Raw genomic sequence first — 25,781 nt, 5'->3', positions numbered from 1 at the left:
GCACCATAAAGGCGCATAGATTACTCGCTCGCCCTGTTCTGGATCAGAACCCAGGGTGCCACCACCACGGCCCACAGCAGTGGGTCGCTCTCCACCAGTTCCATGGCCTTTGATTCAGACACCTTGCCAACCTGTCCACCGGCCAGCCAGGCCGAAACCCGGGCAGCGTCATTTTCGGCCATGGCTTCGGCAACTTCGATCAGATCCAGAGGTTCTTCGACCCACAACAGGGCACCTTTGGCAAAGAATGGTTGCAATTCTTTCCAGGTAATCGAAGCCGTCTCGCCAAGCAGTTTGGCATAGAGGGTGCTAGGTTCTTGCGTCATGGGTTTCACCAAAAAGAAAATCGGCGCAATGATAGCGCCGCCTTTTCCGCAGACAAACCCAGAAGCACATGATTGATCTTGGGAAGGTGCATGCAAAGCCATGGAATCGAGGATAAATTCACAGACGCTATCGGCTGGATTCTGTATCTTTCTTTCAATTAAGCGACACACATCGATTTCCTTCCCTGCCCCCAGCTTTTCAAGCCATCGACCGGCGCTCTAAACTGTTCCGGTACAGTTGGCAGAGCAGGGAGGCGATCGGCTATCGAATCCGATCCTGCAGCTTTGGCCATCAGGATTATAAAAACTACAACGCAAGAGTGGAGCATCATGACTAAGGGTACCAAGAAGCTTTCCAAGCTGTTTGCCGCATTGGTTATGGCGGGAGTTGCCAGCCATTCGTTCGCAGCAGATACCATCAAGATCGGCATCGCAGGCCCCAAGACCGGCGCAGTTGCTCAATACGGCGACATGCAGTTCAGCGGTGCAAAGATGGCCATCGAACAGATCAACGCCAAGGGCGGCGTTGATGGCAAGAAGCTTGAAGCGGTTGAATACGACGACGCCTGCGACCCGAAACAAGCGGTTGCCGTGGCCAACAAGATCGTCAACGACGGCGTGAAATTCGTCATCGGTCACCTGTGCTCCAGCTCCGCCCAACCGGCTTCGGACGTCTACGAAGACGAAGGCATCATCATGATGACTCCGGCGGCCACCAGCCCCGACATCACTTCCCGCGGCTACAAGCTGGTGTTCCGCACCATCGGTCTGGACAGCGCTCAAGGCCCGGCTGCCGGCAACTACATCGCCAAGCAGATCAAACCGAAAGTCGTCGCTGTCGTTCACGACAAGCAGCAATACGGTGAAGGCATCGCCACTGCCGTCAAGCAGACCCTGGAAACAGACGGCGTGAAAGTCGCCCTGTTCGAAGGCATCAATGCCGGCGACAAGGACTTCTCCTCGCTGATCGCCAAGATGAAGCAAGCCAACGTGGACTTCGTCTACTACGGCGGCTACCACCCTGAGCTGGGCCTGCTGTTGCGTCAGGCGCAGGAAAAAGGCCTGAAAGCCGGCTTCATGGGTCCGGAAGGCGTGGGTAACGCATCGATCTCGCAGATCGCTCAGGACGCCTCCGAAGGTCTTCTGGTAACCTTGCCCGCCTCGTTCGACCAGGACCCGGCCAACAAGGCTCTGGTCGAAGCGTTCAAGGCCAAGAAGGAAGACCCGAGCGGCCCGTTCGTGTTCCCTTCCTACGCGGCGGTTGAAGTGATTGCCGAGGCCATCAAGATCGCCAAGAGCGAAGACACCGACAAGGTTGCTGCCGCCCTGCGCGCCAACACCTTCAAGACTCCGACCGGCGACCTGGCATTCGATGCCAAGGGCGACCTGAAAGACTTCAAGTTCGTGGTCTACACCTGGCACAAGGACGGCACCAAGACTGAAGCGCCTGTGAAGTAAACACGCGCCTTCGATCGACACCAGAGCCCACTGCAACCGCAGTGGGCTTTGTTTTACGAGGCGCACGGATACCACAAGCATCCTGGCACCCCTGAATATCTTGAAACCGTTACCCGTGATTCGCTGGGCTTGTACCAACATGGACCCAGACCATGACGTGCAGCCGGGGAAAGACTTCGACAGTGAAACACCGAGCAGGTTTTTAGGAGCCCTGTAATGCCCGAGATAGACATCTATCACTTTTTCCAACAGCTGGTTAATGGCATGACCATTGGCAGCACCTATGCCTTGATTGCCATTGGCTACACCATGGTCTACGGCATCATCGGCATGATCAACTTCGCCCATGGCGAGGTGTACATGATCGGTTCCTACGTGGCCTTCATCGCCATCGCAGGCCTGACCATGATGGGCCTTGGCAGCCTTCCGTTGCTGATCACCGCCGCCTTCGCCGCAAGTATTGTCGTGACCAGCGCCTATGGGTATGCCATCGAGCGTGTGGCCTACCGGCCATTGCGTGGCAGCAACCGCCTGATCCCTCTGATTTCCGCCATCGGCATGTCGCTTTTCCTGCAGAACACCGTATTGCTTTCGCAGGACTCCAAGGACAAGTCGATCCCCAACCTGATTCCCGGCAACTTCGTGTTCGGCTCTGCCAGCACCCATGAAGTCGTGATCTCGTACATGCAGGTGCTGATCTTCATCGTGACGGTCGTCGCCATGCTGGGCCTGACCTGGTTCATCTCCCGCTCTCGCCTGGGTCGCGCCTGCCGCGCCTGTGCCGAAGACATCAAGATGGCCAACCTGCTGGGCATCAACACCAACAACATCATTGCCCTGACCTTTGTCATCGGCGCAGCTCTGGCGGCCATTGCAGCCGTGCTGCTGAGCATGCAGTACGGCGTGATCAACCCCAACGCGGGCTTCCTGGTCGGTATCAAGGCGTTCACCGCCGCCGTACTGGGCGGTATCGGCAGCATCCCCGGCGCCATGCTCGGTGGTCTGGTGCTGGGCGTGGCCGAAGCCTTCGGCGCCGACGTCTTTGGCGACCAGTACAAGGATGTCGTTGCGTTCAGTCTTCTCGTATTGGTGCTGTTGTTCCGGCCGACCGGCCTGCTGGGCCGTCCGGAGGTTGAAAAAGTATGACCAAGAATCTCAAGTCGGCGTTTTTCAGCGCCTTGCTGGTGCTGGCTGTCGCTTATCCGGTACTGGGTCTGAAACTGGAAATTGTCGGTGTGAACCTGGCCGTCATGGGTGCCAGCACCTCCACCGTGGCGATCATCCTGGGCTGCGCCGCCCTGATGTTCGTCCGCGTGCTGTTCCATGAGCAGATCTCCGCCGCCTGGCGCGCATCGCCCAGCCTGCCGGGTGTTTCTGCCAAAACCAGCAACTTCCTGACCCTGCCGGGCACCCAGCGCTGGATCATTCTGGGCCTGGTGCTGGTCGCTCTGGTCTGGCCGTTCTTCGGCTCGCGCGGCGCGGTAGACATCGCGACCCTGATCCTGATTTACGTGATGCTGGGCCTGGGCCTGAACATCGTGGTCGGTCTGGCCGGCCTGCTGGACCTGGGCTATGTCGGTTTCTATGCCGTCGGTGCCTACAGCTACGCCCTGCTCTCCCATTACTTTGGCCTGGGTTTCTGGATCTGCCTGCCGATTGCGGGAATGATGGCGGCGCTGTTCGGTTTCCTGCTGGGTTTCCCGGTCCTGCGCCTGCGTGGCGACTATCTGGCCATCGTGACCCTGGGCTTCGGTGAAATCATTCGTCTGTTGCTGCGCAACATGACCGAGTTCACCGGCGGCCCGAACGGTATCAGCAACATCGAGAAGCCATCCCTTTTCGGCCTGTCCTTCGAGCGCAAGGCCGCTGAAGGCATGCAGACCTTCCACGAGTTCTTCGGCCTGCCCTACAACTCGATCAACAAGGTGATCTTCCTTTACCTCGTCGCCCTGTTGCTGGCACTGGCCGCGTTGTTCGTCATCAACCGCCTGCTGCGCATGCCGATCGGCCGTGCCTGGGAAGCGCTGCGTGAAGACGAAATCGCCTGCCGTGCACTGGGCCTGAATCCGACCGTCATCAAGCTGTCGGCCTTCACCCTGGGCGCAGCCTTCGCCGGTTTCGCCGGGAGTTTCTTTGCGGCTCGCCAGGGGCTGGTGACACCGGAATCCTTCACCTTCATCGAGTCGGCAATCATTCTGGCCATTGTGGTACTGGGCGGAATGGGCTCGCAGCTGGGTGTGATCCTGGCGGCCATCGTGATGATCCTGCTACCTGAACTGATGCGTGAATTCAGCGAATACCGCATGTTGATGTTCGGCGCCATGATGGTGCTGATGATGATCTGGCGTCCTCAAGGTTTCCTGCCTATGCAGCGCCCTCACATGGAGCTGCGTAAATGAGCCGTCCATTACTGCAAGCCTCGGGTCTGTGCATGCGCTTTGGTGGCCTGCTGGCCGTCAACGGCGTGGGTCTGACCGTCAACGAAAAACAGGTCGTGTCGATGATCGGCCCCAACGGTGCCGGCAAGACCACGGTCTTCAACTGCCTCACCGGTTTCTACAAGCCGACGGCAGGCACCATCCTGCTCGACGGTGAGCCGATCCAGGGCCTGGCCGGTCACGAGATCGCTCGCAAGGGCGTAGTGCGTACCTTCCAGAACGTGCGTCTGTTCAAGGAAATGACCGCCGTGGAAAACCTGCTGGTCGCCCAGCATCGCCACCTGAACACCAACTTCCTGTCCGGCCTGTTCAAGACCCCGGCGTTCCGCAAAAGTGAACGCGAGGCCATGGACTATGCCGAGCACTGGCTGGAAGCGGTCAACCTCAAGGAGTTCGCCAACCGGGCGGCGGGGACTCTGGCTTACGGTCAGCAGCGCCGGCTGGAAATCGCCCGTTGCATGATGACCCGTCCGCGCATCCTGATGCTCGACGAACCGGCAGCCGGCCTGAACCCCAAGGAAACCGAAGACCTCAAGGCCCTGATCGGCGTGCTGCGCAACGATCACAACGCCACGGTCCTGCTGATCGAACACGATATGAAACTGGTCATGAGCATTTCCGACCATATCGTGGTGATCAACCAGGGCACGCCTCTGGCCGACGGCACGCCACAAGAGATCCGCGACAATCCTGAAGTGATCAAAGCCTACCTGGGGGAAGCGTAAATGCTGCAGTTTGAAAACGTTTCCACCTTCTACGGCAAGATCCAGGCGCTGCACGACGTCAACGTCGAAGTACGCAAGGGCGAGATCGTCACCCTGATCGGGGCCAACGGCGCAGGCAAGTCCACGCTGCTGATGACCCTGTGCGGATCACCCCGCGCCCACAGCGGCAGCATTCGCTACATGGGCGAAGAACTGGTGGGGCTGGAATCTTCGGTCATCATGCGCAAGAGCATTGCTGTCGTGCCGGAAGGCCGTCGCGTGTTCGCCCGCCTGACCGTCGAAGAAAACCTGGCCATGGGTGGCTTCTTCACGGAGAAAGGTGACTATCAGGAGCAACTGGACAAGGTCCTGCACCTGTTTCCGCGCCTCAAGGAGCGTTTCACCCAGCGCGGCGGCACCATGTCCGGCGGCGAACAGCAGATGCTCGCCATCGGCCGTGCGCTGATGAGCAAGCCCAAGCTGCTGTTGCTGGACGAACCGTCGCTGGGCCTGGCACCGATCATCATTCAGCAGATCTTCGAGATCGTCGAACAACTGCGTCGTGATGGCGTGACCGTCTTCCTGGTGGAACAGAACGCCAACCAGGCCTTGAAAATCGCCGACCGGGCCTATGTGCTGGAAAACGGTCGCGTGGTGATGCAAGGCACCGGGGAAGAACTGCTGGTCGATCCGAAAGTCCGGGACGCCTACCTGGGCGGCTGATCGTTCACGGTGTGGGGCGGATTCATTCGCGAATGAATTCGCTCCTACGGGCCAGTTCAATCTGTGAGAGCGGTTTTAACCGCGAAGAGGCCGGTGTATCCGCAAGAAATATCGGAGCAGGTATGCCGTCTTCGCGAATGAATTCGCTCCTACCAGCGGTATCCTCCTTGTAGTAACGTGGCGGCTCTTATCTGGAGACCCCCACATGTCCGCTGTTCGTTCCGCCGTTATATTCGCTTTCCTGCCGCTGTTCGCCGGGTGCCAGATGCTCGGTCTGCCATCAGGCATGTCGCAGGATGCGCCCAAGGTTTCCATGGCGGGCATGATCCGCATGCAAGGCGACCTGACCGGTGAAGGTGGACAACTGCTCTTCAAACCCTGCCACGAGCAACGCCGCTATGTGGTCAAGGATCGCGGCAATACCGGCATCCTTCAGGAAGCCGCCTCTCTGGCTGACAGCAACGGCAAGGTATTTGCCGATCTGCGCGGCAACTTTGCCGCCAGCAAGGCCGCCAACAGCGATGGCCAACTGGACCTCTATCAGTTCTACCGTGTCGAACGCCCCGACCAGTCCTGCGAAGACCTCAACTTCAAACGCCTGACCCTGCACGCCAGCGGCAACAAACCGGCCTGGAACGTCAATGTCGGCGGCAAGGGCATGGTGCTGGAACGCGAAGGTCAGGAGCCGCTGGCCTTCCCTTATCTTGAAGAACAACTGCCCGATGGCAGCTTCAGCGTCAGCACCGAAGCCAACAATCAGCGCATCGAACTCTGGGTAACGCCTCAACGCTGCGTCGACAGCGTCAACGGCTCCGTCCAGCACCTGACCGCCGAGCTGCGCGTCAACGGCCAGACCCAGCGTGGCTGCGGGTATTACGGCGGCTCGCGTAACGATTGAGTCCGGCCGACTCGCCGTGACAGGGGTTCAGCGCTTATAATCGCCGGTTCTTGTAGCGCTGTCGGGCTGAACCTGCGGCCCGAAAACTGGACCCCTTAATGTTACGAATCACCGAACTCAAGCTGCCGATCGATCACCCGGACGAAGACCTGCGTGCTGCCCTGTTGCAGCATCTGGGTATCGACAGCAGCGAACTGCTGGACTTCACCCTGTTCAAGCGCAGCTACGATGCGCGCAAGAAGTCCACCGAGCTGTTCTTCATCTACACCATCGATTTCCAGGTACGCGACGAACAGGCCCTGCTGAAAAAGCTGGCCAATGATCGCCATGTCGGCCCGGCACCGGATGTCAGCTACAAGTTTGTGGGGCACGCCCCTGAAAACCTGAGCGAACGACCTGTGGTCGTAGGCTTTGGCCCCTGCGGTATCTTCGCCGGGCTGCTGCTGGCCCAGATGGGCTTCAAGCCGATCATTCTCGAACGCGGCAAGGAAGTGCGCCAACGCACCAAGGACACCTGGGGCCTGTGGCGCAAGAAAATCCTCAACCCGGAATCCAACGTCCAGTTTGGCGAAGGGGGTGCCGGAACGTTTTCCGACGGCAAGCTGTACAGCCAGATCAAGGACCCGAAATTCCATGGCCGCAAGGTCCTGAACGAGTTCGTGAAGGCCGGCGCGCCGGAGGAAATCCTCTACGTCAGCAAGCCACACATCGGCACCTTCCGCCTGACGGGCGTGGTTGAGAACATGCGCCAGCAGATCGAGGCCCTGGGCGGCGAAGTACGCTTCCAGCAGCGCGTTACCGACCTGTTGATCGACGATGGCCAGTTGCAAGGCGTAGAACTGGACAGCGGCGAACGCATCGAATCGCGCCATGTGATCCTGGCCCTGGGCCACAGTGCCCGGGATACGTTCCGCATGCTGCACGGCCGTGGCGTGTACATGGAAGCCAAGCCGTTCTCGGTGGGCTTCCGTATCGAACACCCGCAATCGCTGATCGACCGCGCCCGCCTGGGCAAATACGCCGGTCACCCGAAACTGGGCGCTGCCGACTACAAACTGGTTCACCATGCCAGCAACGGTCGTTCGGTCTACAGCTTCTGCATGTGCCCTGGCGGCACCGTTGTGGCGGCGACTTCAGAGCCGAACCGCGTAGTCACCAACGGCATGAGCCAATACTCGCGCAACGAGCGCAACGCTAACTCGGGCATTGTGGTCGGCATCACGCCGGAAGACTACCCGGGCGGCCCGCTGGCCGGTATCGAGCTGCAGGAACGTCTGGAGTCACATGCCTACCTGATGGGCGGCAGCACCTATGAAGCCCCCGCACAGCTGGTCGGTGACTTCATTGCGGGCAAGGCTTCCACCGAGCTGGGCAGCGTCGAGCCGTCCTACAAGCCGGGTATCAAGCTGATGGACCTGGCCGATGCCCTGCCCGCCTACGCCATCGAAGCGATTCGCGAAGCCCTGCCTGCGTTCGACAAGCAGATCAAAGGCTTTGCCCAGCACGACGCCGTTCTGACCGGTATCGAAACCCGTACCTCGGCCCCGCTGCGTATCACCCGCGGCGCAGACATGCAGAGCCTGAACGTCAAAGGCCTGTACCCAGCGGGTGAAGGTGCCGGTTATGCCGGCGGCATCCTGTCGGCAGGCGTGGACGGTATCCGCATTGCCGAAGCACTGGCGCGCAGCATGCTGGGGATTGATCCCGTCGCATAACCCGTAGGAGCGGATTTATCCGCGAAGGCTTTTTAACGGCCTTCGCGAATGAATTCGCTCCTACAAGATGCCTTCGCTCAACACGCCATCGGGCAAGGCCTGACCTTGCTCGGCGCAGGCCGCAACGGCCTCGATCAATCCGGCCAGCTCATAGCCCTGAGCCTTGAGCCAGGCCTCATCGTAATACGTGCTGGCATAACGTTCTCCGCCATCGCACAGGATTGCCACGATGGAGCCTTGCTCGCCCGCTTCGACCATTTGCCGGGCCGCCATCAGCGCACCGATCAGGTTGGTGCCACTGGAACCCCCGACCTTACGCCCCAACCGCCGTGCCAGGTAATGCATCGCCGCCAGTGACAACGCATCCGGCACCTTGACCATGGCATCGATCACTTTCGGCAGAAACGAGGCTTCGACACGCGGCCGCCCAATGCCTTCAATACGCGAACCACATTCCAGGCGCAGGCTGGCATCACCACTGCGGTAATAATCGAAGAACACCGAACGCTCGGCATCGGCACACAACACACGCGTAGGGTGCTGGCGATAACGGACGTAACGTCCCAGCGTCGCCGTGGTTCCCCCCGTCCCCGGGCTGGAAATCAGCCAGCTTGGTTCCGGGTATCGTTCAAAGCGAAGTTGCTGAAAGATCGATTCGGCGATGTTGTTGTTCGCTCGCCAGTCAGTGGCCCGCTCGGCATAGGTGAATTGATCCATGAAGTGCCCGCCCGTTTCCCGCGCCAGCCTTTCGGACTCGGCATAGATCTGCGTCGGGTCCTGAACCAGATGGCTTTTACCCCCATAGAACGCAATCTGGTCGATCTTGGCCTGAGAGGTCGTCGCAGGCATCACCGCCACAAAGGGCAACCCCAGCAAACGGGCGAAGTACGCTTCGGAAATGGCCGTGGAACCACTGGACGCTTCAATCACCGGCGCACCGGCCTTGAGCCAGCCATTGCACAAGGCATACAGAAACAACGAACGCGCCAACCGATGCTTGAGGCTGCCGGTCGGGTGGCTGGACTCGTCCTTGAAGTACAACTCGACACCGGGCAATCCGGGCAACGGCACGGGAATCAGATGGGTATCGGCACTGCGTTGAAAGTCGGCTTCGATGATGCGAATGGCTTCACGGGACCAGGGACGGTTATCGATCATTTATTGACTTCTCTTTGATTCCAGAACATTCGGAAGTTACATAAAGATTATGAGAGCGACATTTTAGGAAATGACCTACAGCCACAACAGGCACAGTTATGAATTAATAAGTTACATAATTGTTAGAATTTCAAGGCTAAAAATGGGCTGTCATCTTTAGAACAAAAACGAATATAACTTTTGTTTTAACTGTTCCGGGTAAACGGTAGGGTAACGGGCCTTTCTTTAAAAACGACGGAGAATAACCACGTCGATGCGAAATACAATCATACGGTTCTTTCAACTTGAGGCGGCTGGTGGCCTGCTGCTGATTGCCGCCGCGGCCCTGGCGTTGATCATCAACAACTCTCCCTTGTCCTGGCTGTACAACGAATTCCTCGATATTCCGGTCGTCGCCCAGATCGGCGCACTCAAGATCGCCAAACCCCTGCTGCTCTGGATCAACGATGGCCTGATGGCCCTGTTCTTTCTGGTCATCGGGCTGGAGGTCAAACGCGAAGTGCTCGAAGGGCATCTGTCGCGACCGTCACAGATCGTATTGCCCGGTGCCGCAGCCATTGGCGGCATGGTGGTGCCAGCCCTTATCTATTTCGTGCTCAACAAGGACAACCCGGCAGCCCTGGGTGGCTGGGCCATTCCCATGGCGACCGACATCGCCTTTGCCCTCGGCGTGCTTGCACTGCTCGGCAAGCGCGTACCCGTATCGCTCAAGCTGTTCCTCATGACGCTCGCCATCATCGACGATCTGGGCGCGATCATTGTCATTGCCCTGTTCTATTCGGGCGAGCTGTCGCACCTGTCACTGATCCTGGCCGCAGCCGCCATCCTGGCACTGATCGCCCTGAACAGGCTGGGTGTCACGAAACTCGGGCCTTACATGCTGGTGGGGCTGGTGCTCTGGGTTTGCGTACTCAAGAGCGGGGTCCATGCAACGCTGGCGGGCGTGGTCCTGGCCTTCTGCATACCGTTGCGCACGCAATCCTCAGGTCATTCGCCGCTGCTGATGCTGGAACATGGACTGCACCCTTGGGTCGCCTATGGAATCCTGCCACTTTTCGCATTCGCCAATGCCGGGGTTTCACTGACAGGCGTCACCCTGGAAAGCTTCACGCATCCGGTCCCCATGGGGATTGCGGCCGGTCTGTTGCTGGGCAAGACACTGGGTGTATTCGGTCTGACCTGGCTGGCCATACAAACCGGTCTGGCAAAACTGCCGAGCGAGGCCAACTGGGGGCAAGTGCTGGGGGTTTCGATACTGTGCGGTATCGGCTTCACCATGAGCCTGTTCGTGGGCTCACTGGCCTTCGAGGCCGGTGCAAGTGATTACGCGGGAGAAGATCGCATGGGTATTCTCACCGGCTCCCTTCTGTCGGCCCTGATCGGTTATACCGTCATGCATCTGTGCAGCAGAAAGAAACAACAGAAGTAGAACGCCATAACCACAAAACCCGGGCAAGGCCCGGGTTTTGTGTCACAACGATCCAGAAAGCGGATCAGTGTGCTACGCGGCTCGTACCATTGACGGTCATGATGCGCACACGTTCGCCAACACGGAAAATCTCGTTTTCCTGAACCTGCTGCACGTAGGCACGCATGCTGCCGTCATCTTCACGCACGGTGATTTCAACACCCTGCGTGCGAGTCAGGCCTTCTTCAGTCGCGGAGCCAAGCAGACCACCGGCTACCGCACCGATCACGGCGGCAACCACACTGCCACGTCCGCCGCCAATGGCACTACCACCCACACCACCGACAATTGCACCGGCACCGGCACCGATCGGGGTCTTGGTACCTTCGATTTTTACGGGTCGCAGGGATTCGACAGTACCCAGGCGAACGGTCTGTACAGTCCGGGCTTCGTCACGGGAGTAGGAATCACCAGTGAGATTCGAGGTACAGCCGCCCAGTGCCAACGCCATCGCTGTGAACGAAGCAACCAGAAGAGCAGACTTACGCATAAAGGCATCTCCAGAGGAACAAGTGGCCATTAGACTCCGCGCCATCGACGCTGTCACGGCCCCGCTCCTGCAATTTAATTTCATTCAGGCGTCATACAGCGATGCCGCATGTAACGCTATGACGATCTGGTAACAGAATAATTCACACTTCAAGGTGCCAGACGTTCACGCGTCCATTGATCGTTTATCAAACGGTAGTTCAAACGATCATGCAAACGGCTTGGACGCCCCTGCCAGAACTCGATCCGTTCGGGCAGAAGGCGGTAGCCGCCCCAATGCTCCGGACAGTGAGGCTGTGTATCGAGGAAACGCTGTTCGGTCTGCTTGATCATGCCTTCAAGCTCTGCACGATCAGCAATGACCCGGCTCTGCGGCGATGCCCAGGCTCCCAGGCGACTGCCCAGCGGGCGAACCTGATAGTACGCATCCGACTCTTGCGCACTGACCTTGACCACACGCCCTTCAATACGTACCTGACGCTCCAGGGTCGGCCAGAAAAACGTCATGGCTGCAAACGGGCGAGCGGCCAGTTGCTGCCCCTTGGCGCCGTCATAATTGGTGAAGAACGTGAAACCTTGAGCATCCAGCCCTTTGAGCAGCAGAACCCGGCAATGCGGACGGCCGTCTTCATCGACGGTCGCGAGCATCATCGCATTGGCTTCTACCGGGGGCTGTTCGGTCTTGACCGCATCGTCGAACCACTTGTGAAACAGAGGAAATGGCTCATCGGGAGCTTGCGCTTCGGTCAAACCGTCGCGGGTATACTCACGGCGCATATCGGCCAGAGATTGGGTCATGACAGGTTTCCTTCACCGAAATAATGCGAAGTCTGACCCGCATCTCCTTATCTGGGAATGATGCGGGTCAGTCAGGCGATCAGTTGCTGGCCTGATCGCTGGTTTTCTTGGTGTCCTTGGCAGGAGCAGCCTTGGCTGGCGTGGCCTTTTTCGCGGCGGTCTTGGCCGGAGCAGCCTTGGCCTTGGCGGGTGCCGCCTTCTTGGCCGTCTCTTTCTTGGTAGCGGCTTTCTTGGCGGGAGCCGGTGCCGGCGGAACGACAGGCTTGACGTCCTGGGTCGCAACCATGGTCGGTGCAGTCGGCGGCAAGGCGTATTTACTCATCAGCGCGACCATGGTTTCCTGAGGGGTCAGGAGGATTTCGACACGACGGTTGAGCGAACGGCCCTGGGCGCTGTCGTTGGCGGCGCGTGGCATCACGGCTCCCATACCGCGCAGGCTCAGGCGATTACGCGCCAGACCGCTGAGGCGGAAGATCGCGGCCACGGACTGCGCACGCTCCAGACTGATCTTCTGATTCGCGGCCATGACACCTGTGGTATCGGCGTGACCAAGCACCAGTACGGCTGTCCTGGGGTCGCCTTCGACGATCTTGGCCAGACGAGTGATCGGACCGAGGGTCACGGGCAACAACATGGCCGGGCGATCAGGGTTGAAGGAGCCGTCGACCGGTGCAGTGATGATCAGCAGGTCTTCACGTCGCTCCAGCTCGAAATGGCTGTCCTTGATGGCTGTACGCAGGCGAGGCTCATACTCGTCGAGCCATGCCTGGGTGATTTTCGGGTCAGGCATCGGAAAAGCCTTGGGCTCTTCCTTCTTGCTCTCGCTACTGCCGAACGGCCAGTACCAGGGGTTGCTCTTCTCGGTCTTGGCGATCGAGTCCACAACGACAGGTTCTTTTTCGGGCGTTGGTGCCTTGGCAACCTCGGCATCAGCCTCCTTGCCAAAGCCAAACTGCCACCAATGGCCGCCCGTGTCGGCAGAGTCGGTCCTGGGGGTTTGAGCACAGCCCGTCACGGCGATACACAGAGCGAAAGCGAGGCTTTTATTGAATGACATGAATGACCCACAACAGTATTGATGACAAGGGACGTATGAACGTGGCTACGTCCGTATAACACGCATAAAGACACAGTTGGAAAAAGAAACCGTCGTACGGTTCCTGTTACACCCCTTTAACTGACAGTCGGTATGAAACAAGCACTTATGAGTGATAGTTATTGCAAACACTCACGCAGTGTCCTGACCAGTTTTTGAGCCCGAGGGTCCATCAGCACATAAGGTCCCAGCGTGTGGGTAACGAAGCCGAAAGCGACCTCGTAGTCGGGGTCGGCAAAGCCTACGGAACCGCCCGCTCCCGGATGCCCAAAGGCTTTTGGCCCCAGGCCATAGGTCGCGTTGGACACGGTTGGCTGGTCGAGCATGCACCCCAGGCCAAAGCGCGTGGAGGTCATCAGGGTCTTGTCCTGGCCGACGCTGTGCTCACGGGTCATTTCATTGAGCAACTCGGCTTCAAGCAGGCTGCCGTCGAGCAGGCCGCTGTAGAACCCGGCCAGACTGCGCGCGTTGCCATGCCCGTTGGCGGCCGGTTGCTGCATGCGGCGCCACTCGGGTTTGTTGGTGCTGGTCATGATCGAAGGCGGGTTGGTAAAAGCCTTGGTGGCAATTGCCTCGGGTTCGCGCATGAGTGCCTGAAGCATTCGCTGGGCGGCCTCATCACCGGCATTGCCCTTGCTGCGGGCGACATGCGCCACACGGTCAAACTCCTCATCGGCCAGCCCGATATGGAAGTCGAGCCCCAATGGCCGTGCAACACGCGCCACGATGGATTCACCCGGCCCGCGACCATCGGCGCGACGCAGCATCTCACCGATCAGCCAGCCATAGGTGATTGCGGCATAACCATGACCCTGACCGGGCGTCCACCAGGGTTGCTCGGCCGCCAGGGCCGCCGTCATGGTGTCCCATTCATACAGAGCCGTAGCAGGCAGTTGCTCACGCAGGGCGGGCAAGCCTGCTTGATGGCACAGTAGCTGACGCAGGGTAATCGAGGCCTTGCCCGCAGCGGCAAACTCGGGCCAGAGCCTGGCAACGGGTTCATCCAGTTTCAGCTTGCCTTCGTCGACCAGTTGCAGGGCCGCTACGGCTGCAAATGCCTTGGTGCAGGAAAACAGGTTCACGATGGTATCGGTGTGCCAGGCCTGAGTGCCGTCCTTGTCGGCGGTACCGGCCCAGAGATCGATGACGGTTTCGCCGCCGACCTGAATGCACAACGCCGCGCCGCGCTCCTGGGGGTCGTCGAAAAGCGCGGCAAAGGCTTCGCGCACTGCTTCAAATTTAAGCTCGAAATGGCCCTGGATCTGCACCCGCTGACTCCCGCACGACTGTTGCCTGAAAAGGCGTGCATTGTTTCAGCGATTGGTCGCTTTGGGAACAGGACTCATCCGACGCATCTATCAGGAAATTTCCCGATGAAACGGCGGCAACGCATTGAGAATCGCCTTCCCATAGCGTTGCGTCACGACACGCCGGTCCAGCAGCGTGATGGTGCCGCGATCCGCCTCGGTACGCAGTAATCGGCCGCAGGCCTGAATCAGACGCAGCGAAGCATCGGGCACGGCGATTTCCATGAACGGGTTGCCACCACGGGCTTCGATCCATTCCGCCAGGGCCGCTTCCACCGGGTCGTCCGGCACCGCGAAAGGAATCTTAGCGATGACCACGTGCTCACAGTACGCACCGGGCAGGTCCACCCCTTCGGCAAAACTGGCCAGCCCGAAGAGCACGCTGGATTCGCCGCTGTCGACCCGGGCCTTGTGCTTGTTGAGGGTTTCCTGCTTGGACAGGTTGCCCTGAATGAAAACCTGCTTGCGCCAGTCGCGATCCAGACCATCGAAGACGTCCTGCATCTGCTTGCGCGATGAGAACAGCACCAGCGTACCGCGAGAACCCTCCACCAGGTTCGGCAACTCACGAATGATGGCCGCCGTATGCGCCACGGCATCGCGGGGATCGGCCTTGAGGTCCGGCACCCGCAACACACCGGCATCGGCATGATGGAAAGGGCTGGGCACAACCGCCGTCACCGCATCTCTGGGCAGGCCGGCACGCATGCGATAACGGTCGAACTTGCCCAGCGCGGTCAGGGTCGCGGAAGTGACCAACGCGCCATAAGCAATGTTCCAGAGGTTACGGCGCAGCATCTCGGCCGCCAGGATCGGGCTGGCGTTGACCTCGATATCGAACAGTGCGCCGCTGTCCGCCAGAGTCAGCCAGCGAGCCATCGGCGGGCTGTCTTCCGGGTCCTCGGCAGTAAAGGCGGTCCACAGCTCCCAGTTGCCATGGGCACGGGCCAGCAGGCTGCCGAACAACGGGTACCATTCTTCGGCCTGATGGCTGGCAATGCCGATATTGACCTCGCCATCCATACCTTCCTTGAGCAGTTCGGTCAGGCGCGTGAACAGGTCGTCCAGGCGCGCAAAACCTTTTTTCAGCTCAATGCCCATCTCGCGGATATGTTCGGGAACGACGCCACCGACAAAGCGATGGCGCGGGCGTTCGCGGCCTTCCATGTCTTCCCCGGCACGGAAATCGGCCAATTGCTCGCAGGCGCCGAACATGAATTGCTGATGCCCCTTGATCTCCCGGGCCAGCTCCGGCACCTGCTCGATCAACTTGCCCAGATCGCCGGGCAACGGATGCTGGGCCAGGAGCTTGGAAAGGTTCTTGGCCGTCTGCTCCAGCCAGTCGGCCGTGGAGCGAAGCCGGGTGTAGTGGGCAAAGTGGCCGATAGCCTTGTCCGGCAGATGGTGCCCTTCGTCGAATACGTACATGGTGTCACGCGGGTCGGGCAGTACCGCACCACCGCCCAGCGCCAGATCCGCCAGGACCATGTCATGGTTGGTGACGATGATGTCCACCTTGCCCATGCCTTCACGGGCCTTGTAGAACGCGCATTGCTGGAAGTTGGGACAATGCCGGTTGGTGCACTGGCTGTGATCGGTGGTCAGGCGAGCCCAGTCCTGATCGGCCAGTTCCTGAGGCCAGCTGTCTCGGTCGCCATCCCATTTATTGCCGGCCAGCTTCTGGAGCATGCTGGTGAAAAGCTTCTGGCTGGCTTCATCGACCTCGATCTTGAAGCCTTCTTCCTCGAAAAGCTGGGCGGTCGCGTTGGTGGCCTCGCCTTCCTGCAACAGCATGTCGAGCTTGGACAGGCACATGTAGCGCCCACGCCCCTTGGCCAGCGCAAAACTGAAATTCAACCCGCTGTTACGCATGAGGTCGGGCAGATCCTTGTGAACGATCTGCTCCTGCAAGGCGACGGTGGCCGTGGCGATGACCAGCCGCTTGCCCGCTGCCTTGGCCGCCGGAATCGACGCAATGGCATAGGCCACGGTTTTCCCGGTACCGGTCCCCGCTTCTACCGCCACCACCGCCGGATCGCCCGAGCGCCGGCCTTCTTCGTCGGTCTCGACATCGCCCAACACCTTGGCGACCTCCGCGATCATCAAACGCTGTCCATAGCGCGGCTTGAGGCTCTTGGCTTCGAGGAAACGCGAGTAGGCTCCCTGTATCTGGGATTTCAATTCGGTACTGATCATGGGTTCGGGTTCGGCGGCACGGCAAAAAAGGCTGGATAAATTTTCAGTGGTTCTGAGTGGGCGCTATCATACCTCGCTAAATCCATCCGCGCAGAACGGAGTACCTGATGAGTCCTTTCGCCCCTGTCTACACACTGCATGTTCTGGCCGCCCTGGTCTGGGTGGGCGGGATGTTTTTCGCCTGGATGGTGTTACGCCCAGCCATCATTGCAGCACTGGAAGGCCCGGCCCGCCTGAAATTGTGGGTCCAGGTGTTTCCACGGTTCTTTGCCTGGGTCTGGGCGGCGGTGGTCGTGTTGCCGATTACCGGGGTCGGCATGATCCAGTTGAACTTCACCAGCTTCGAGACCGCTCCACGCTATGTGCAGGTCATGATGGGGCTGTATGTGGTGATGGTTGCGTTGTTTCTGCGCATCCAGTCGTTACAACTGCCGGAGCTGCAACGCTCCGTAGAGGCCGAGCAATGGGCTGAAGGCGCTGCGACGCTGGGCAGGATCAGGCGTCTGGTGGGGGTCAACCTCAGCATTGGCCTGCTGGTGGTGGCCATTGCGGCACTGAGGCCGACGTTCTGAGGAGCAAGGCCAACATCGCCGGCCTTGCTAAAGCACGATTACAAACGCTGTAGTGTCACCGTACCGGCAGGGCCAGCCATGCCGGGCTGCCCGGCCAGTCCGGGCTTACCCGGTTTGCCGCCATCGGCCCGATAGACGATGCAGCCTCTGGATTCGCCTCCCTTGCCCGGCTTGCCGCCCTCACCGCCCGGTCCGGCGGCACCGCCTTCGACATTGACCTTGATACGCTCGGCAGCAAAGCTCTGGGGCAACTCCAGACGCACCTGAGCACCCGCCGCGCCGTCATGGCCATGACCGCCGGCATCTCCGTCATACCCGCGCCCCGCTTGCCCCATGATGCAACCCGGAGCCTGCCCATTACCGCCATCCAGCCCCACGTAACCCGGTGCTCCCGAACCACCCCGGGCATCCACCGACAACTGCTCTGCATTCAGGCTTTGTAAACGCAGGATCAGATTACGCCCCGGCAACGCGGCCTTTTCATAAGTGCCCGGTGCGCCACGCGCCGTGATCTGGCTGCCTGTCCCCAGTTCGCCATGGCTCACCACAAGGTTGAAGGTCTGTGAGCCCGGTACCAGGGCAATACGCGCTTCATGCCCCAGCACCAGTTCGCCGACCTTGACCTCGGTCACGACGGAAGGAATCAGCAACGTCCCGTAATCCGCCACTTCCAGACGGTCGATCTGCAACATACTGCTGTTACCGGGCAGGCGCATGAGGGAGTGAGATTCGACACTGATCGTCTGTGCCATGGCCATCGGGCTGGACAGGGCTGCCAACAGAAGAAGCTTACGCATGACTGGACTCCGCTGAGCGGCGACCGATGGCCTGCACATGGAAGATACCGAAGATGAGAATCTTGCCCCGGTCACGCCAGGGGTGCTTGCGACCGCGCAGGCTGCCATTGAACAGAATCAGTTCCAGGCAATGAGTCAGCAGCACCAGGCTGCCAGCCATGTCGATCATGACCCCGAACGGACTGGGTGCCTCGATGACCGCATTGATCAGCACCACCAGCCAGAACCCCAGCGTCAACACCTTGCCCAGCCCCCAAAACAGCTTCATTGCCTGCCCCTGCTCATGAACGTTTGCGAATACTTGTTGTTTTTGCACATGTTTGCGCTCACACAGTAAACGTCTTGCATCGGGAATATGCCAGTAGCCCGGGAAAATTCATGGTCATTCAGAGACTCGATATCGCTGCAGGCCCGATGGCTCGCCCTTTTCAGGGGCAACCGGGCAGGCTAGGCTTGCCAGTCAGACTGAGGATTATTGATGACCATCGGCTTTTCCACCCGCACCCCGCAGCAAGCGCTGGCCGCCCTGCTCGACCGCTATACGCCACAACGCCTTCTGCTGGTCGGGGCGCAGGAGTTTCCTGCGCTGCACGCCTTTCGGGAGGCACATCCAGGAACCGAGCTGGCCCTGGCAACACCCGGTAACCTGCCTGCTGCCCTGGCCGCCCAGCGTTTCGACCTGGCCCTGGTGGTCGATTGCCTGGAACACATTCCCAAACGCACAGGCCTGGAACTGTTGGGCGGCATCCGCAACCTCAACGCCAGTCGCATCGCGGTACTGGCCGACCTGCAGGCCTGCGGCTGGCAGGAAACCGACTTTTTCTCGCTGGCCCTGCAAGCCAGCGAACGCTTCAGCCGCGATGAACAGGTCCTGACCCTGTTCACCTATGACCTGCGCGAATACAAGCAAGTCCCCGACTGGCTGAACGCGAAGTTCTGGGCCAACCCGGAGAATTTCGGCAAATACTGGTGGTGAATCATGAGTAGTGCTATTTGCCCCTGCGGCAGCGGGGATCTGTTGTTGGCCTGCTGTGGTCATTTTCATGCGGGCCAGCCTGCGCCCTGCGCGGAAAAGCTGATGCGCTCGCGCTACAGTGCTTATGTACTGGGGCTGGTCGATTACCTGGTCGACACCACCCTGCCGGCCCAGAAGAAAAGCCTGGACCGCGAAGCCATTGCCCAATGGAGCGCGCAAAGCACCTGGCTGGGGCTTGAAGTGGAAAGCTCGGAGGTTTTCGGCGGCAAGCCTGAACATGCCTTCGTCACCTTCACGGCTCGCTGGCATGACGAGGCCGGCGAACACAGTCACAGGGAACGCTCTGCATTCGTACAGAATCAGGGCCGCTGGTATTTCATCGACTCCACCACACCGCTCAAGGCCGGACGCAACGACGCCTGCCCCTGTGGCAGCGAGCAGAAGTTCAAGAAATGCTGCGCGAGTTACGTTGCCTGATAAACCGGCGTAGGAGCGAATTCATTCGCGAGAGGCCTGTACAGCCGATGAATCTTTACCGGCAGAAATACAGTTTTCGCGAATAAATTCGCTCCTACAGCAGCTTCAGGTGCGAGGTATCAGGGGTAACGGCGTTAATGGCTGGCCTGGCCTGCCCCATGTCGCTGCCGGCAGGTGCCAGGCTCAACCCGGAAAGGTCCAGATTTGGGGCGGGTTGGCGGGGTCGGGCATCCTGCATGTCGCTGCCGACCTCGGCAACGGAAAAGTCCGGGGCATCGACATCCACGAAAGCCGCCATGTACACATCCCGGGGTTCGACCTGCAAACGCCCCGGAACCGGCTGAGGGTGGCCCGATTCGGCAGGCGGCGGTGCCAGCTCCACCTCTTCGACCGGCAGGTTCATGTCCAGCACTTCGACCAGGGCACCGGCACGCTCCAGGGTCGAGCGGTATTTCTCCGCCGCCTCGGCATCGAGGTTGTTCTTGAGTACCAGCCTTCGCCCCGAAAACAGCAGCGCCAGACGCTGTTCATCGGCCTGAAACAGCTTGCCCAGATTGGCCTGTACCCTGTCGAGCTGGGCACCTGGAATCAACTGACCGCAAAAGACAATTTCATAGAAGCTCATGCAAGGACACTCAGGCTGCGTATGGCGGGGAGTATGGCGTAGCGTCGGCAGCCCCAACAAGCCAGCCAGTTGCTAAACTCTGCCTTCAACCGGAGCATTGCCATGTTTCCTCAAGCGCCGATGACAAGATTCATAAGCCTTGCGCTGCTGTTACTGGGGCTGTCCGGGTGCTCGTCCTGGCATTTCAGCACCTTCCAGGACCCGGCCATACACCTGCTCAAAGTCCAGGTCGTCAAGGCCAGGCTGGTACAACAAGAATTCAATCTGCATTTCATTCTCGACAATCCCAACGACTCACGCCTGCTGGTACGCGGTTTTCGCTACAAGGTAATGCTCAACGATGTGCTGCTGGCAGAAGACAGTTCCAGCGACTGGTTTTTCGTGGCGGCACGCAGCCGGAAGACCTTTGTCGTGCCGGTCAGGACCAACCTCTGGCGACATGTGAGGTACATTGCCCAGTTGCTCAAAGACCCCGAAGACGAGGTTCGCTATCGACTGGAAGGCAGGCTCAAGACCGGGCTCATTTTCCGGCACAGTACGCACATCGAACGCAGCGAAACGATAAAACCCCGGGAATTGTTGCTCAAGAATGGCTAAAGATACTGCTGCACGCTCATTTGCGAGATAATGCGCGCCGATTTAATTGCGGAGTACCCCCGATGAACCAGCACGCCCATGTCCATGGCCCTGATTGCAACCACGACCATGACCATCACGATCATCAGCACGGCCATGTCCACGGCCCGAACTGCGGTCACGCTCACCAGGAGCCGGTGCGCAATGCCTTGAAGGACGTTGGCCGCAACGATCCTTGCCCATGCGGCAGCGACAAGAAATTCAAGAAGTGCCACGGCGCGTAAACGCCGAGCCTTCTGCCAACGGCCTGCATCGCAGGCCGTTTTCATTTGTGCGAAGGGTTCAGGGAAGAGTAAAACAGGCGGTTCCGGCACATCACATGGAGCCCTCAATGATCGACCTTCATTACTGGACAACGCCCAACGGACACAAGATCACCCTGTTTCTTGAAGAGACCGGCCTGCCTTACAAGCTATTCCCCGTGAACATTGGCAAGGATGAACAGTTCAAACCCGAGTTTCTGAAAATCGCCCCCAACAACCGCATTCCGGCCATTGTCGATCATGAGCCTGCCGATGGTGGCGAACCGCTGAGTCTGTTTGAATCCGGTGCAATCCTGCTGTATCTGGCGGACAAGACCGGTCAGTTCATACCCCAGGATTTCCGGGGGCGCCAGGAAACGCTGCAATGGCTGTTCTGGCAGATGGGAGGCCTGGGGCCGATGGCAGGCCAGAATCACCACTTCAATCGCTTTGCCAAGGAAAAGGTCCCTTACGCGATCAAGCGCTACGTGGATGAAACCGCCCGCCTGTACGGCGTGCTGAACAAGCGCCTGGCCGATCGGGCGTTCGTGGCCGGTAACACGTACAGCATTGCGGACATGGCCATCTACCCCTGGATCGTGCCGCACACCTTCCAGCAGCAGAATCTGGATGACTTCCCGAACCTGAAATGCTGGTTCGAGAGCATCGCCAGTCGGGAAGCGACCCAGCAGGCCTATGCGCTGGTCGAGCAGATCAATCCGCCGAAGGCTTGAGTTTCTTGCCTGCTCAGCCCTGTAGGACCGGACTTATCCGGGAAGGCGGTGTTCCAGGCGGCTCCTGGATGCACTTGCCTTTCGCGAATGAATTCGCGCCTACGGGCAGTTCATTCCGTGGGAGCGGTTTTAACCGCGAATGGGCCTGTAGCCCCCGCAAAAAACGTCGCAATGGGCATGCGGTCTTCGCAAACTCATTCGCGAACCCGGCCCCCTTGTAAAATCCTGAAATAAACTCCGTTTCCTGTCTTGCATGGCGCCTGTCCGCTCTCTAACGTAGCGACCTTTACATACGCCATCCCTGCGGGAGTTTCGCCATGGCCTCGCCAGCCCCTTCGTATTTCATGACCCGATTCAGCGCTGCCGCCATGGCAGTGGGTTTTCTGAGCCTTGCGGGCTGCCAGTTGGGTGGTGGCGACAGTGAAACACTCCTGCCCGTTTCCGGCGTATTTCCGGTCAAGGGGCTGGCGCAGAACGTCTCGGTGCGCCGCAACAACCTCGGCATGCCGCTGATCGAAAGCAGCACCTATCACGATGCGCTGTTCACCCTGGGCTATGTGCATGCCGGTGATCGCCTCGCCCAGATGTTGAGCATGCGCCTGCTGGCGCAGGGTCGTCTGGCGGAAATGGCCGGTGCCGATGCACTGGAGGTCGACCGTCTGATGCGTTCGGCCGACCTCAAGCAACGTGCCAGCGAGCTGTACAACGCTTCGTCGCCACGCCTCAAACGTTTCTTCGAGGTGTATGCCCGTGGCGTGAACGCCTACATGTTCCGTTATCGCGACAAGCTGCCTGCCGATCTGGCCAGCTCCGGCACTCGCCTGGAATACTGGCAACCCGAAGATTCGGCACTGATCTTCAGCCTGTTGAGCTTCAACCTGTCGGTGAACCTGCAGGAAGAACTTTCGGCACTGGTACTGGCGCAGAAAGTCGGGGCCGACAAACTGGCCTGGCTGCTGCCGACCTACCCCGACGAAGCGTTGCCATTCGCCGAAGCCGACAAGCTCAAGGGCCTGAATCTGGCCAATCAAGTGCCCGAACTGAACGACCTGAACAAGGTTGCCCTGCAACTCACCGACCTGAACATGCTGGGCGTTGCCGCCTCCAGTAACTGGGCCATCGCCCCGCAACGCAGCCGCAACGGCAAGAGCCTGCTGGCCAGCGATATGCAATTGCCTGGCGGCATGAATTCGGCCTGGAGCTTCGTGCAGTTGCGCGCACCGAAATACCAGGCCTCAGGTGCTTCGATTGCCGGTTTGCCTCTGGTCCTGAGCGGCTTCAACGGCAAGCTGGCCTGGAGCCTGAGCAACGTCAAGGGCGACAACCAGGACCTGTTCCTGGAAAAACTCAAGCGTGAGAACAATCGCCTGTTCTACATGGCCGACGGCAAGTGGCAGCCTGCTCTTGCCCACGAAGAGACCTTCCTGATCAAGGGCGGCCGCCCGATTCGTGAAACCGTCTACGCCACTCGCCACGGCGCACTGCTCAACGCCAGTGCCACACCGCCGGGCAACGGCCTGGGGCTGGCGCTGCAAACCGTGGATTTCAAGGACGACAAGAGCCTCGATGCCTTTTTTGACCTGTCCCGTGCGCCCAACGTCGAGAAAGCCTTCGACACCACTCGCGAAATTCGTGCAATCACACTGAACATGGTGTTCGCCGATGCCTCGAACATTGGCTGGCAGGTCACGGGCCGCTTCCCGAATCGTCGCGAAGGCCAGGGCCTGCTGCCTTCGCCGGGCTGGGAGGGTCAATACGACTGGGACGGTTTTGCCGACTCGATGCTGCACCCTTACGACCAGGACCCGCGCCAGGGCTGGATCGCGACCGCCAATCAGCGCACGGTGCCTAAAGGCTATGGCATGCAGTTGTCCAACTCCTGGGGCTACCCGGAACGGGCCGAGCGCATTGCCGAGCTGGCCAACAGTGGCAAGCAGGACGCCCGCAGCACCATCGCCATGCAGTATGACCAGACCACGACCTTTGCCGCCAAGCTCAAGAACATGTTCGAGGCGCCGGGCATGGCCAAACCGCTCAAACAGGCCATCGAGGCCCTGCCTGAAGCCGAACGGGCCAAGGCGCGGGAAGCCTATACCCGTCTGATGGCCTTCGATGGCAGGCTCACCCCGACCTCGGCTGATGCAGCGCTGTATGAGCTGTTCCTGCAAGAAAGCGCCAGGCTGACATTTCTCGATGAACTCGGCCCGGAAAGCAGCCCGGCCTGGCAGGCGCTGACCGCCAATGCCAGCTCGTCCTATTCGCCGCAGGCCGATCATTTGCTGGGCCGTGAAGACAGCCCGTTCTGGGATGACGTCAAAACGCCGCAAAAAGAAGACAAGCCTGCAATTCTGGCCCGCAGCCTTGCGGCGGCCATCACCACGGGCGACAGCCTGCTGGGGAGTGATCACAAGGCCTGGCAATGGGGCAAGCTGCATCACGATAACTGGAGCGCATCGGGCACCCCGTTGGTCAAACAGCTGGGCAGCGACTTCAATCGCGGCCCGAGTCCGGCTGGCGGTGACCACAGCACCTTGAATGTCTCGGCCTATGAGTGGGGCAAAGGCCTGGATACTCACGCCGTACCGGCGATGCGCATGATCGTCGATTTCAGCCAGGTTGAACCCATGATGGGGCTGGTCAGCACCGGTCAGTCAGGCAACCCGGCCAGCCCGCACTACGCCAACAGCATCGAGCCGTGGCTCAAGGCGCAGTACCAATCGATTCCGCTCCAGCAGCAGAACTACGAAAAAGGCTATGGCAAGCAACGCCTGACCCTGACACCGGGCAAGTAACCGTTCGGAACACTCAAGGCACCAAAATGGAGCGCCACACCCGTGACGCCCCATTTTGGACACGCCTGTTGAGCGACAATAGCCCTCATTCCTTTTGCTGAAACGGCGTGCTCATTCCGGCACATTCCGAGTGCCGCCGCCTCGACAACCATGGTGGCACTCTAATTCAGCATTGCGACAACTGCTTATATTTAAAACGCACGTTCGCCTCCTTGGTTCGGAAATTGCTACTTCTTGCCGGTCTGGCATCCGCCGGTAGCAAGCCTGGCGTGTTCTCTACGCTCAATTTGGTTAAGGACTGAACAATGAAAAAAGCATGGCTGACCCTTTCCGCACTGGCTCTGTGCCTGGCCGCCGGTAACACCATGGCCAAGGAATACAAGGAGCTGCGTTTTGGCGTCGATCCTTCCTACGCTCCTTTTGAATCGAAAGCCGCAGACGGCAGCCTTCAGGGCTTCGATATCGATCTGGGCAATGCGATCTGCAAAGAACTGAACGTGACCTGCAAATGGGTCGAAAGCGATTTCGACGGCATGATTCCGGGCCTGAAAGCCAAGAAATTCGACGGCGTCATTTCGTCCATGACCGTGACCCCGGCCCGCGAGAAAGTCATCGACTTCTCCAACGAGCTGTTCTCCGGCCCGACCTCGCTGGTGTTCAAGAAAGGTGCAGGCTTCACCGCCGACCCGGCCAGCCTGAAAGGCAAGAACGTCGGCTATGAGCAAGGCACCATCCAGGAAGCCTACGCCAAGGCCGTTCTGGACAAGGCCGGTGTAAACACCAAGGCCTACGCCAACCAGGATCAGGTGTACGCAGACCTGACCTCCGGCCGTCTGGATGCCTCCATCCAGGACATGCTGCAAGCCGAACTGGGCTTCCTGAAGTCGCCGGCCGGTGCAGGCTATGAAGTCAGCGAGCCTGTCGACAGCCCTCTGTTACCTGCCAAGACCGCTATCGGTATCGCAAAAGGTAACAAAGAGCTCAAGGCTCTCCTGGATAAAGGTATCAAAGCGTTACACGATGACGGCACCTACGCCGAAATCCAGAAGAAACACTTTGGCGACCTGAATCTGTACAGCGGTAAATAACACCCCGACGCCCATCGATTTCGGCGATGATCCGCCGCCGCTTTCGATGGGCGTTTCTGTTTGTTGAC

At 59.5% G+C, this 25,781-nt stretch carries 26 protein-coding genes; 16 read left to right on the top strand and 10 right to left on the bottom strand.

Going from position 1 to position 25,781, the window contains the following annotated elements:
* Positions 1-20 precede the first annotated feature (20 nt).
* Entirely contained in the window at positions 21-326 is a 306-nt protein-coding gene (locus ACIPY9_RS16070; protein WP_400703150.1) for a DUF2288 domain-containing protein, read from the bottom strand.
* Between the two features lie 330 nt (positions 327-656).
* On the opposite strand from ACIPY9_RS16070, the gene ACIPY9_RS16065 reads away from it, so the two are divergent.
* The 7 genes from ACIPY9_RS16065 to ACIPY9_RS16035 all read left to right on the top strand — a co-directional run bounded on the left by ACIPY9_RS16065 (position 657) and on the right by ACIPY9_RS16035 (position 8,262).
* A complete protein-coding gene (locus ACIPY9_RS16065; protein WP_400703147.1) occupies positions 657-1,784 on the top strand; it encodes a branched-chain amino acid ABC transporter substrate-binding protein in 1,128 nt (375 codons plus the stop codon).
* Between the two features lie 216 nt (positions 1,785-2,000).
* The gene (livH, locus tag ACIPY9_RS16060; RefSeq protein ID WP_221608281.1) at positions 2,001-2,930 is read left to right on the top strand and encodes a high-affinity branched-chain amino acid ABC transporter permease LivH; all 930 of its coding nucleotides are present in this window, start codon (positions 2,001-2,003) and stop codon (positions 2,928-2,930) included.
* The gene (locus ACIPY9_RS16055) at positions 2,927-4,183 is read left to right on the top strand and encodes a high-affinity branched-chain amino acid ABC transporter permease LivM (RefSeq protein ID WP_400703143.1); all 1,257 of its coding nucleotides are present in this window, start codon (positions 2,927-2,929) and stop codon (positions 4,181-4,183) included. Before livH ends, ACIPY9_RS16055 begins: the two co-directional genes overlap by 4 nt.
* Positions 4,180-4,947: a high-affinity branched-chain amino acid ABC transporter ATP-binding protein LivG gene (gene livG, locus ACIPY9_RS16050; RefSeq protein ID WP_400703140.1), complete on the top strand. Its 768-nt coding sequence runs from the start codon at positions 4,180-4,182 to the stop codon at positions 4,945-4,947. Before ACIPY9_RS16055 ends, livG begins: the two co-directional genes overlap by 4 nt.
* Positions 4,948-5,649, top strand: coding sequence for an ABC transporter ATP-binding protein (locus tag ACIPY9_RS16045; RefSeq protein ID WP_400703137.1), 702 nt, complete (start codon positions 4,948-4,950; stop codon positions 5,647-5,649).
* Between the two features lie 205 nt (positions 5,650-5,854).
* Positions 5,855-6,547: a COG3650 family protein gene (locus tag ACIPY9_RS16040; protein ID WP_400703134.1), complete on the top strand. Its 693-nt coding sequence runs from the start codon at positions 5,855-5,857 to the stop codon at positions 6,545-6,547.
* 98 nt (positions 6,548-6,645) lie between these two features.
* On the top strand, positions 6,646-8,262 hold the full coding sequence (locus ACIPY9_RS16035) for an NAD(P)/FAD-dependent oxidoreductase (protein WP_400703131.1): 1,617 nt from the start codon (positions 6,646-6,648) through the stop codon (positions 8,260-8,262).
* A 60-nt stretch (positions 8,263-8,322) separates the two neighbouring features.
* Here the strand turns inward: ACIPY9_RS16035 and ACIPY9_RS16030 are convergent, their stop codons facing one another.
* Complete coding sequence (locus tag ACIPY9_RS16030) at positions 8,323-9,420, bottom strand: PLP-dependent cysteine synthase family protein (protein ID WP_400703128.1); 1,098 nt, start codon at positions 9,418-9,420, stop codon at positions 8,323-8,325.
* Between the two features lie 253 nt (positions 9,421-9,673).
* Between ACIPY9_RS16030 and nhaA the strand changes: the two genes are divergently transcribed.
* On the top strand, positions 9,674-10,849 hold the full coding sequence (gene nhaA / locus ACIPY9_RS16025; protein WP_400703125.1) for a Na+/H+ antiporter NhaA: 1,176 nt from the start codon (positions 9,674-9,676) through the stop codon (positions 10,847-10,849).
* A 64-nt stretch (positions 10,850-10,913) separates the two neighbouring features.
* On the opposite strand, the gene ACIPY9_RS16020 is transcribed toward nhaA, so the two are convergent.
* From ACIPY9_RS16020 to dinG, 5 genes are all read right to left on the bottom strand, one after another.
* Positions 10,914-11,378 carry a glycine zipper 2TM domain-containing protein gene (locus ACIPY9_RS16020; protein WP_400703122.1) on the bottom strand — a complete coding sequence of 155 codons (465 nt, stop codon included), beginning with the start codon at positions 11,376-11,378 and terminating at the stop codon, positions 10,914-10,916.
* Positions 11,379-11,527: 149 nt separating this feature from the next.
* Positions 11,528-12,175, bottom strand: a complete 648-nt coding sequence (pdxH, locus tag ACIPY9_RS16015; RefSeq protein ID WP_400703119.1) for a pyridoxamine 5'-phosphate oxidase — start codon at positions 12,173-12,175, stop codon at positions 11,528-11,530.
* 79 nt (positions 12,176-12,254) lie between these two features.
* Entirely contained in the window at positions 12,255-13,232 is a 978-nt protein-coding gene (locus ACIPY9_RS16010; RefSeq protein WP_400703116.1) for an OmpA family protein, read from the bottom strand.
* Positions 13,233-13,390: 158 nt separating this feature from the next.
* Positions 13,391-14,539, bottom strand: coding sequence for a serine hydrolase domain-containing protein (locus tag ACIPY9_RS16005; RefSeq protein WP_400703113.1), 1,149 nt, complete (start codon positions 14,537-14,539; stop codon positions 13,391-13,393).
* A gap of 90 nt (positions 14,540-14,629) precedes the next feature.
* Positions 14,630-16,774 carry an ATP-dependent DNA helicase DinG gene (gene dinG, locus ACIPY9_RS16000; protein WP_400703110.1) on the bottom strand — a complete coding sequence of 715 codons (2,145 nt, stop codon included), beginning with the start codon at positions 16,772-16,774 and terminating at the stop codon, positions 14,630-14,632.
* Positions 16,775-16,881: 107 nt separating this feature from the next.
* Between dinG and ACIPY9_RS15995 the strand changes: the two genes are divergently transcribed.
* Positions 16,882-17,346: a CopD family protein gene (locus tag ACIPY9_RS15995; RefSeq protein ID WP_400703107.1), complete on the top strand. Its 465-nt coding sequence runs from the start codon at positions 16,882-16,884 to the stop codon at positions 17,344-17,346.
* 38 nt (positions 17,347-17,384) lie between these two features.
* Here ACIPY9_RS15995 and ACIPY9_RS15990 read toward each other — a convergent pair whose 3' ends face one another.
* Together ACIPY9_RS15990 and ACIPY9_RS15985 are read right to left on the bottom strand one after the other, a co-directional pair.
* A complete protein-coding gene (locus tag ACIPY9_RS15990) occupies positions 17,385-18,143 on the bottom strand; it encodes a collagen-like protein (RefSeq protein ID WP_400703104.1) in 759 nt (252 codons plus the stop codon).
* Positions 18,136-18,411 carry a DUF1145 domain-containing protein gene (locus tag ACIPY9_RS15985; RefSeq protein ID WP_400703101.1) on the bottom strand — a complete coding sequence of 92 codons (276 nt, stop codon included), beginning with the start codon at positions 18,409-18,411 and terminating at the stop codon, positions 18,136-18,138. The genes ACIPY9_RS15990 and ACIPY9_RS15985 overlap by 8 nt, the downstream gene beginning before the upstream one ends.
* Before the next feature lie 210 nt (positions 18,412-18,621).
* On the opposite strand from ACIPY9_RS15985, the gene ACIPY9_RS15980 reads away from it, so the two are divergent.
* Together ACIPY9_RS15980 and ACIPY9_RS15975 are read left to right on the top strand one after the other, a co-directional pair.
* Complete coding sequence (locus tag ACIPY9_RS15980; RefSeq protein ID WP_400703098.1) at positions 18,622-19,119, top strand: DUF6231 family protein; 498 nt, start codon at positions 18,622-18,624, stop codon at positions 19,117-19,119.
* Positions 19,120-19,122: 3 nt separating this feature from the next.
* Positions 19,123-19,596: a YchJ family protein gene (locus tag ACIPY9_RS15975; RefSeq protein ID WP_400703095.1), complete on the top strand. Its 474-nt coding sequence runs from the start codon at positions 19,123-19,125 to the stop codon at positions 19,594-19,596.
* 94 nt (positions 19,597-19,690) lie between these two features.
* Here the strand turns inward: ACIPY9_RS15975 and ACIPY9_RS15970 are convergent, their stop codons facing one another.
* Positions 19,691-20,221, bottom strand: coding sequence for a hypothetical protein (locus ACIPY9_RS15970; RefSeq protein ID WP_400703092.1), 531 nt, complete (start codon positions 20,219-20,221; stop codon positions 19,691-19,693).
* A 102-nt stretch (positions 20,222-20,323) separates the two neighbouring features.
* Here ACIPY9_RS15970 and ACIPY9_RS15965 point away from each other — a divergent pair, with 102 nt between their 5' ends.
* From ACIPY9_RS15965 to ACIPY9_RS15945, 5 genes are all read left to right on the top strand, one after another.
* Positions 20,324-20,818 carry an LEA type 2 family protein gene (locus ACIPY9_RS15965; protein ID WP_400703089.1) on the top strand — a complete coding sequence of 165 codons (495 nt, stop codon included), beginning with the start codon at positions 20,324-20,326 and terminating at the stop codon, positions 20,816-20,818.
* 62 nt (positions 20,819-20,880) lie between these two features.
* Entirely contained in the window at positions 20,881-21,081 is a 201-nt protein-coding gene (locus tag ACIPY9_RS15960; RefSeq protein WP_117166060.1) for an SEC-C metal-binding domain-containing protein, read from the top strand.
* 107 nt (positions 21,082-21,188) lie between these two features.
* Entirely contained in the window at positions 21,189-21,833 is a 645-nt protein-coding gene (locus tag ACIPY9_RS15955) for a glutathione binding-like protein (RefSeq protein WP_400703084.1), read from the top strand.
* Positions 21,834-22,150: 317 nt separating this feature from the next.
* The gene (locus ACIPY9_RS15950; RefSeq protein WP_400703081.1) at positions 22,151-24,625 is read left to right on the top strand and encodes a penicillin acylase family protein; all 2,475 of its coding nucleotides are present in this window, start codon (positions 22,151-22,153) and stop codon (positions 24,623-24,625) included.
* 305 nt (positions 24,626-24,930) lie between these two features.
* Positions 24,931-25,713 carry a transporter substrate-binding domain-containing protein gene (locus ACIPY9_RS15945; protein ID WP_400703078.1) on the top strand — a complete coding sequence of 261 codons (783 nt, stop codon included), beginning with the start codon at positions 24,931-24,933 and terminating at the stop codon, positions 25,711-25,713.
* Positions 25,714-25,781: the final 68 nt, after the last annotated feature.

The organism is Pseudomonas sp. NPDC089734, assembly GCF_044748865.1.
Lineage (GTDB): Bacteria > Pseudomonadota > Gammaproteobacteria > Pseudomonadales > Pseudomonadaceae > Aquipseudomonas.
Note: the sequence above shows the minus strand (reverse complement) of the source record. Positions and strands in the feature narration are given on the sequence as shown.

Excerpts from the sequence above, each read along its gene's own strand:
- ACIPY9_RS16070 (WP_400703150.1), bottom strand. The coding sequence starts at position 326 with ATGACGCAAGAACCTAGCACCCTCTATGCCAAACTGCTTGGCGAGACG.
- ACIPY9_RS16065 (WP_400703147.1), top strand. The coding sequence starts at position 657 with ATGACTAAGGGTACCAAGAAGCTTTCCAAGCTGTTTGCCGCATTGGTT.
- livH (WP_221608281.1), top strand. The coding sequence starts at position 2,001 with ATGCCCGAGATAGACATCTATCACTTTTTCCAACAGCTGGTTAATGGC.
- ACIPY9_RS16055 (WP_400703143.1), top strand. The coding sequence starts at position 2,927 with ATGACCAAGAATCTCAAGTCGGCGTTTTTCAGCGCCTTGCTGGTGCTG.
- livG (WP_400703140.1), top strand. The coding sequence starts at position 4,180 with ATGAGCCGTCCATTACTGCAAGCCTCGGGTCTGTGCATGCGCTTTGGT.
- ACIPY9_RS16045 (WP_400703137.1), top strand. The coding sequence starts at position 4,948 with ATGCTGCAGTTTGAAAACGTTTCCACCTTCTACGGCAAGATCCAGGCG.
- ACIPY9_RS16040 (WP_400703134.1), top strand. The coding sequence starts at position 5,855 with ATGTCCGCTGTTCGTTCCGCCGTTATATTCGCTTTCCTGCCGCTGTTC.
- ACIPY9_RS16035 (WP_400703131.1), top strand. The coding sequence starts at position 6,646 with ATGTTACGAATCACCGAACTCAAGCTGCCGATCGATCACCCGGACGAA.
- ACIPY9_RS16030 (WP_400703128.1), bottom strand. The coding sequence starts at position 9,420 with ATGATCGATAACCGTCCCTGGTCCCGTGAAGCCATTCGCATCATCGAA.
- nhaA (WP_400703125.1), top strand. The coding sequence starts at position 9,674 with ATGCGAAATACAATCATACGGTTCTTTCAACTTGAGGCGGCTGGTGGC.
- ACIPY9_RS16020 (WP_400703122.1), bottom strand. The coding sequence starts at position 11,378 with ATGCGTAAGTCTGCTCTTCTGGTTGCTTCGTTCACAGCGATGGCGTTG.
- pdxH (WP_400703119.1), bottom strand. The coding sequence starts at position 12,175 with ATGACCCAATCTCTGGCCGATATGCGCCGTGAGTATACCCGCGACGGT.
- ACIPY9_RS16010 (WP_400703116.1), bottom strand. The coding sequence starts at position 13,232 with ATGTCATTCAATAAAAGCCTCGCTTTCGCTCTGTGTATCGCCGTGACG.
- dinG (WP_400703110.1), bottom strand. The coding sequence starts at position 16,774 with ATGATCAGTACCGAATTGAAATCCCAGATACAGGGAGCCTACTCGCGT.
- ACIPY9_RS15995 (WP_400703107.1), top strand. The coding sequence starts at position 16,882 with ATGAGTCCTTTCGCCCCTGTCTACACACTGCATGTTCTGGCCGCCCTG.
- ACIPY9_RS15990 (WP_400703104.1), bottom strand. The coding sequence starts at position 18,143 with ATGCGTAAGCTTCTTCTGTTGGCAGCCCTGTCCAGCCCGATGGCCATG.
- ACIPY9_RS15985 (WP_400703101.1), bottom strand. The coding sequence starts at position 18,411 with ATGAAGCTGTTTTGGGGGCTGGGCAAGGTGTTGACGCTGGGGTTCTGG.
- ACIPY9_RS15980 (WP_400703098.1), top strand. The coding sequence starts at position 18,622 with ATGACCATCGGCTTTTCCACCCGCACCCCGCAGCAAGCGCTGGCCGCC.
- ACIPY9_RS15975 (WP_400703095.1), top strand. The coding sequence starts at position 19,123 with ATGAGTAGTGCTATTTGCCCCTGCGGCAGCGGGGATCTGTTGTTGGCC.
- ACIPY9_RS15970 (WP_400703092.1), bottom strand. The coding sequence starts at position 20,221 with ATGAGCTTCTATGAAATTGTCTTTTGCGGTCAGTTGATTCCAGGTGCC.
- ACIPY9_RS15965 (WP_400703089.1), top strand. The coding sequence starts at position 20,324 with ATGTTTCCTCAAGCGCCGATGACAAGATTCATAAGCCTTGCGCTGCTG.
- ACIPY9_RS15960 (WP_117166060.1), top strand. The coding sequence starts at position 20,881 with ATGAACCAGCACGCCCATGTCCATGGCCCTGATTGCAACCACGACCAT.
- ACIPY9_RS15955 (WP_400703084.1), top strand. The coding sequence starts at position 21,189 with ATGATCGACCTTCATTACTGGACAACGCCCAACGGACACAAGATCACC.
- ACIPY9_RS15950 (WP_400703081.1), top strand. The coding sequence starts at position 22,151 with ATGGCCTCGCCAGCCCCTTCGTATTTCATGACCCGATTCAGCGCTGCC.
- ACIPY9_RS15945 (WP_400703078.1), top strand. The coding sequence starts at position 24,931 with ATGAAAAAAGCATGGCTGACCCTTTCCGCACTGGCTCTGTGCCTGGCC.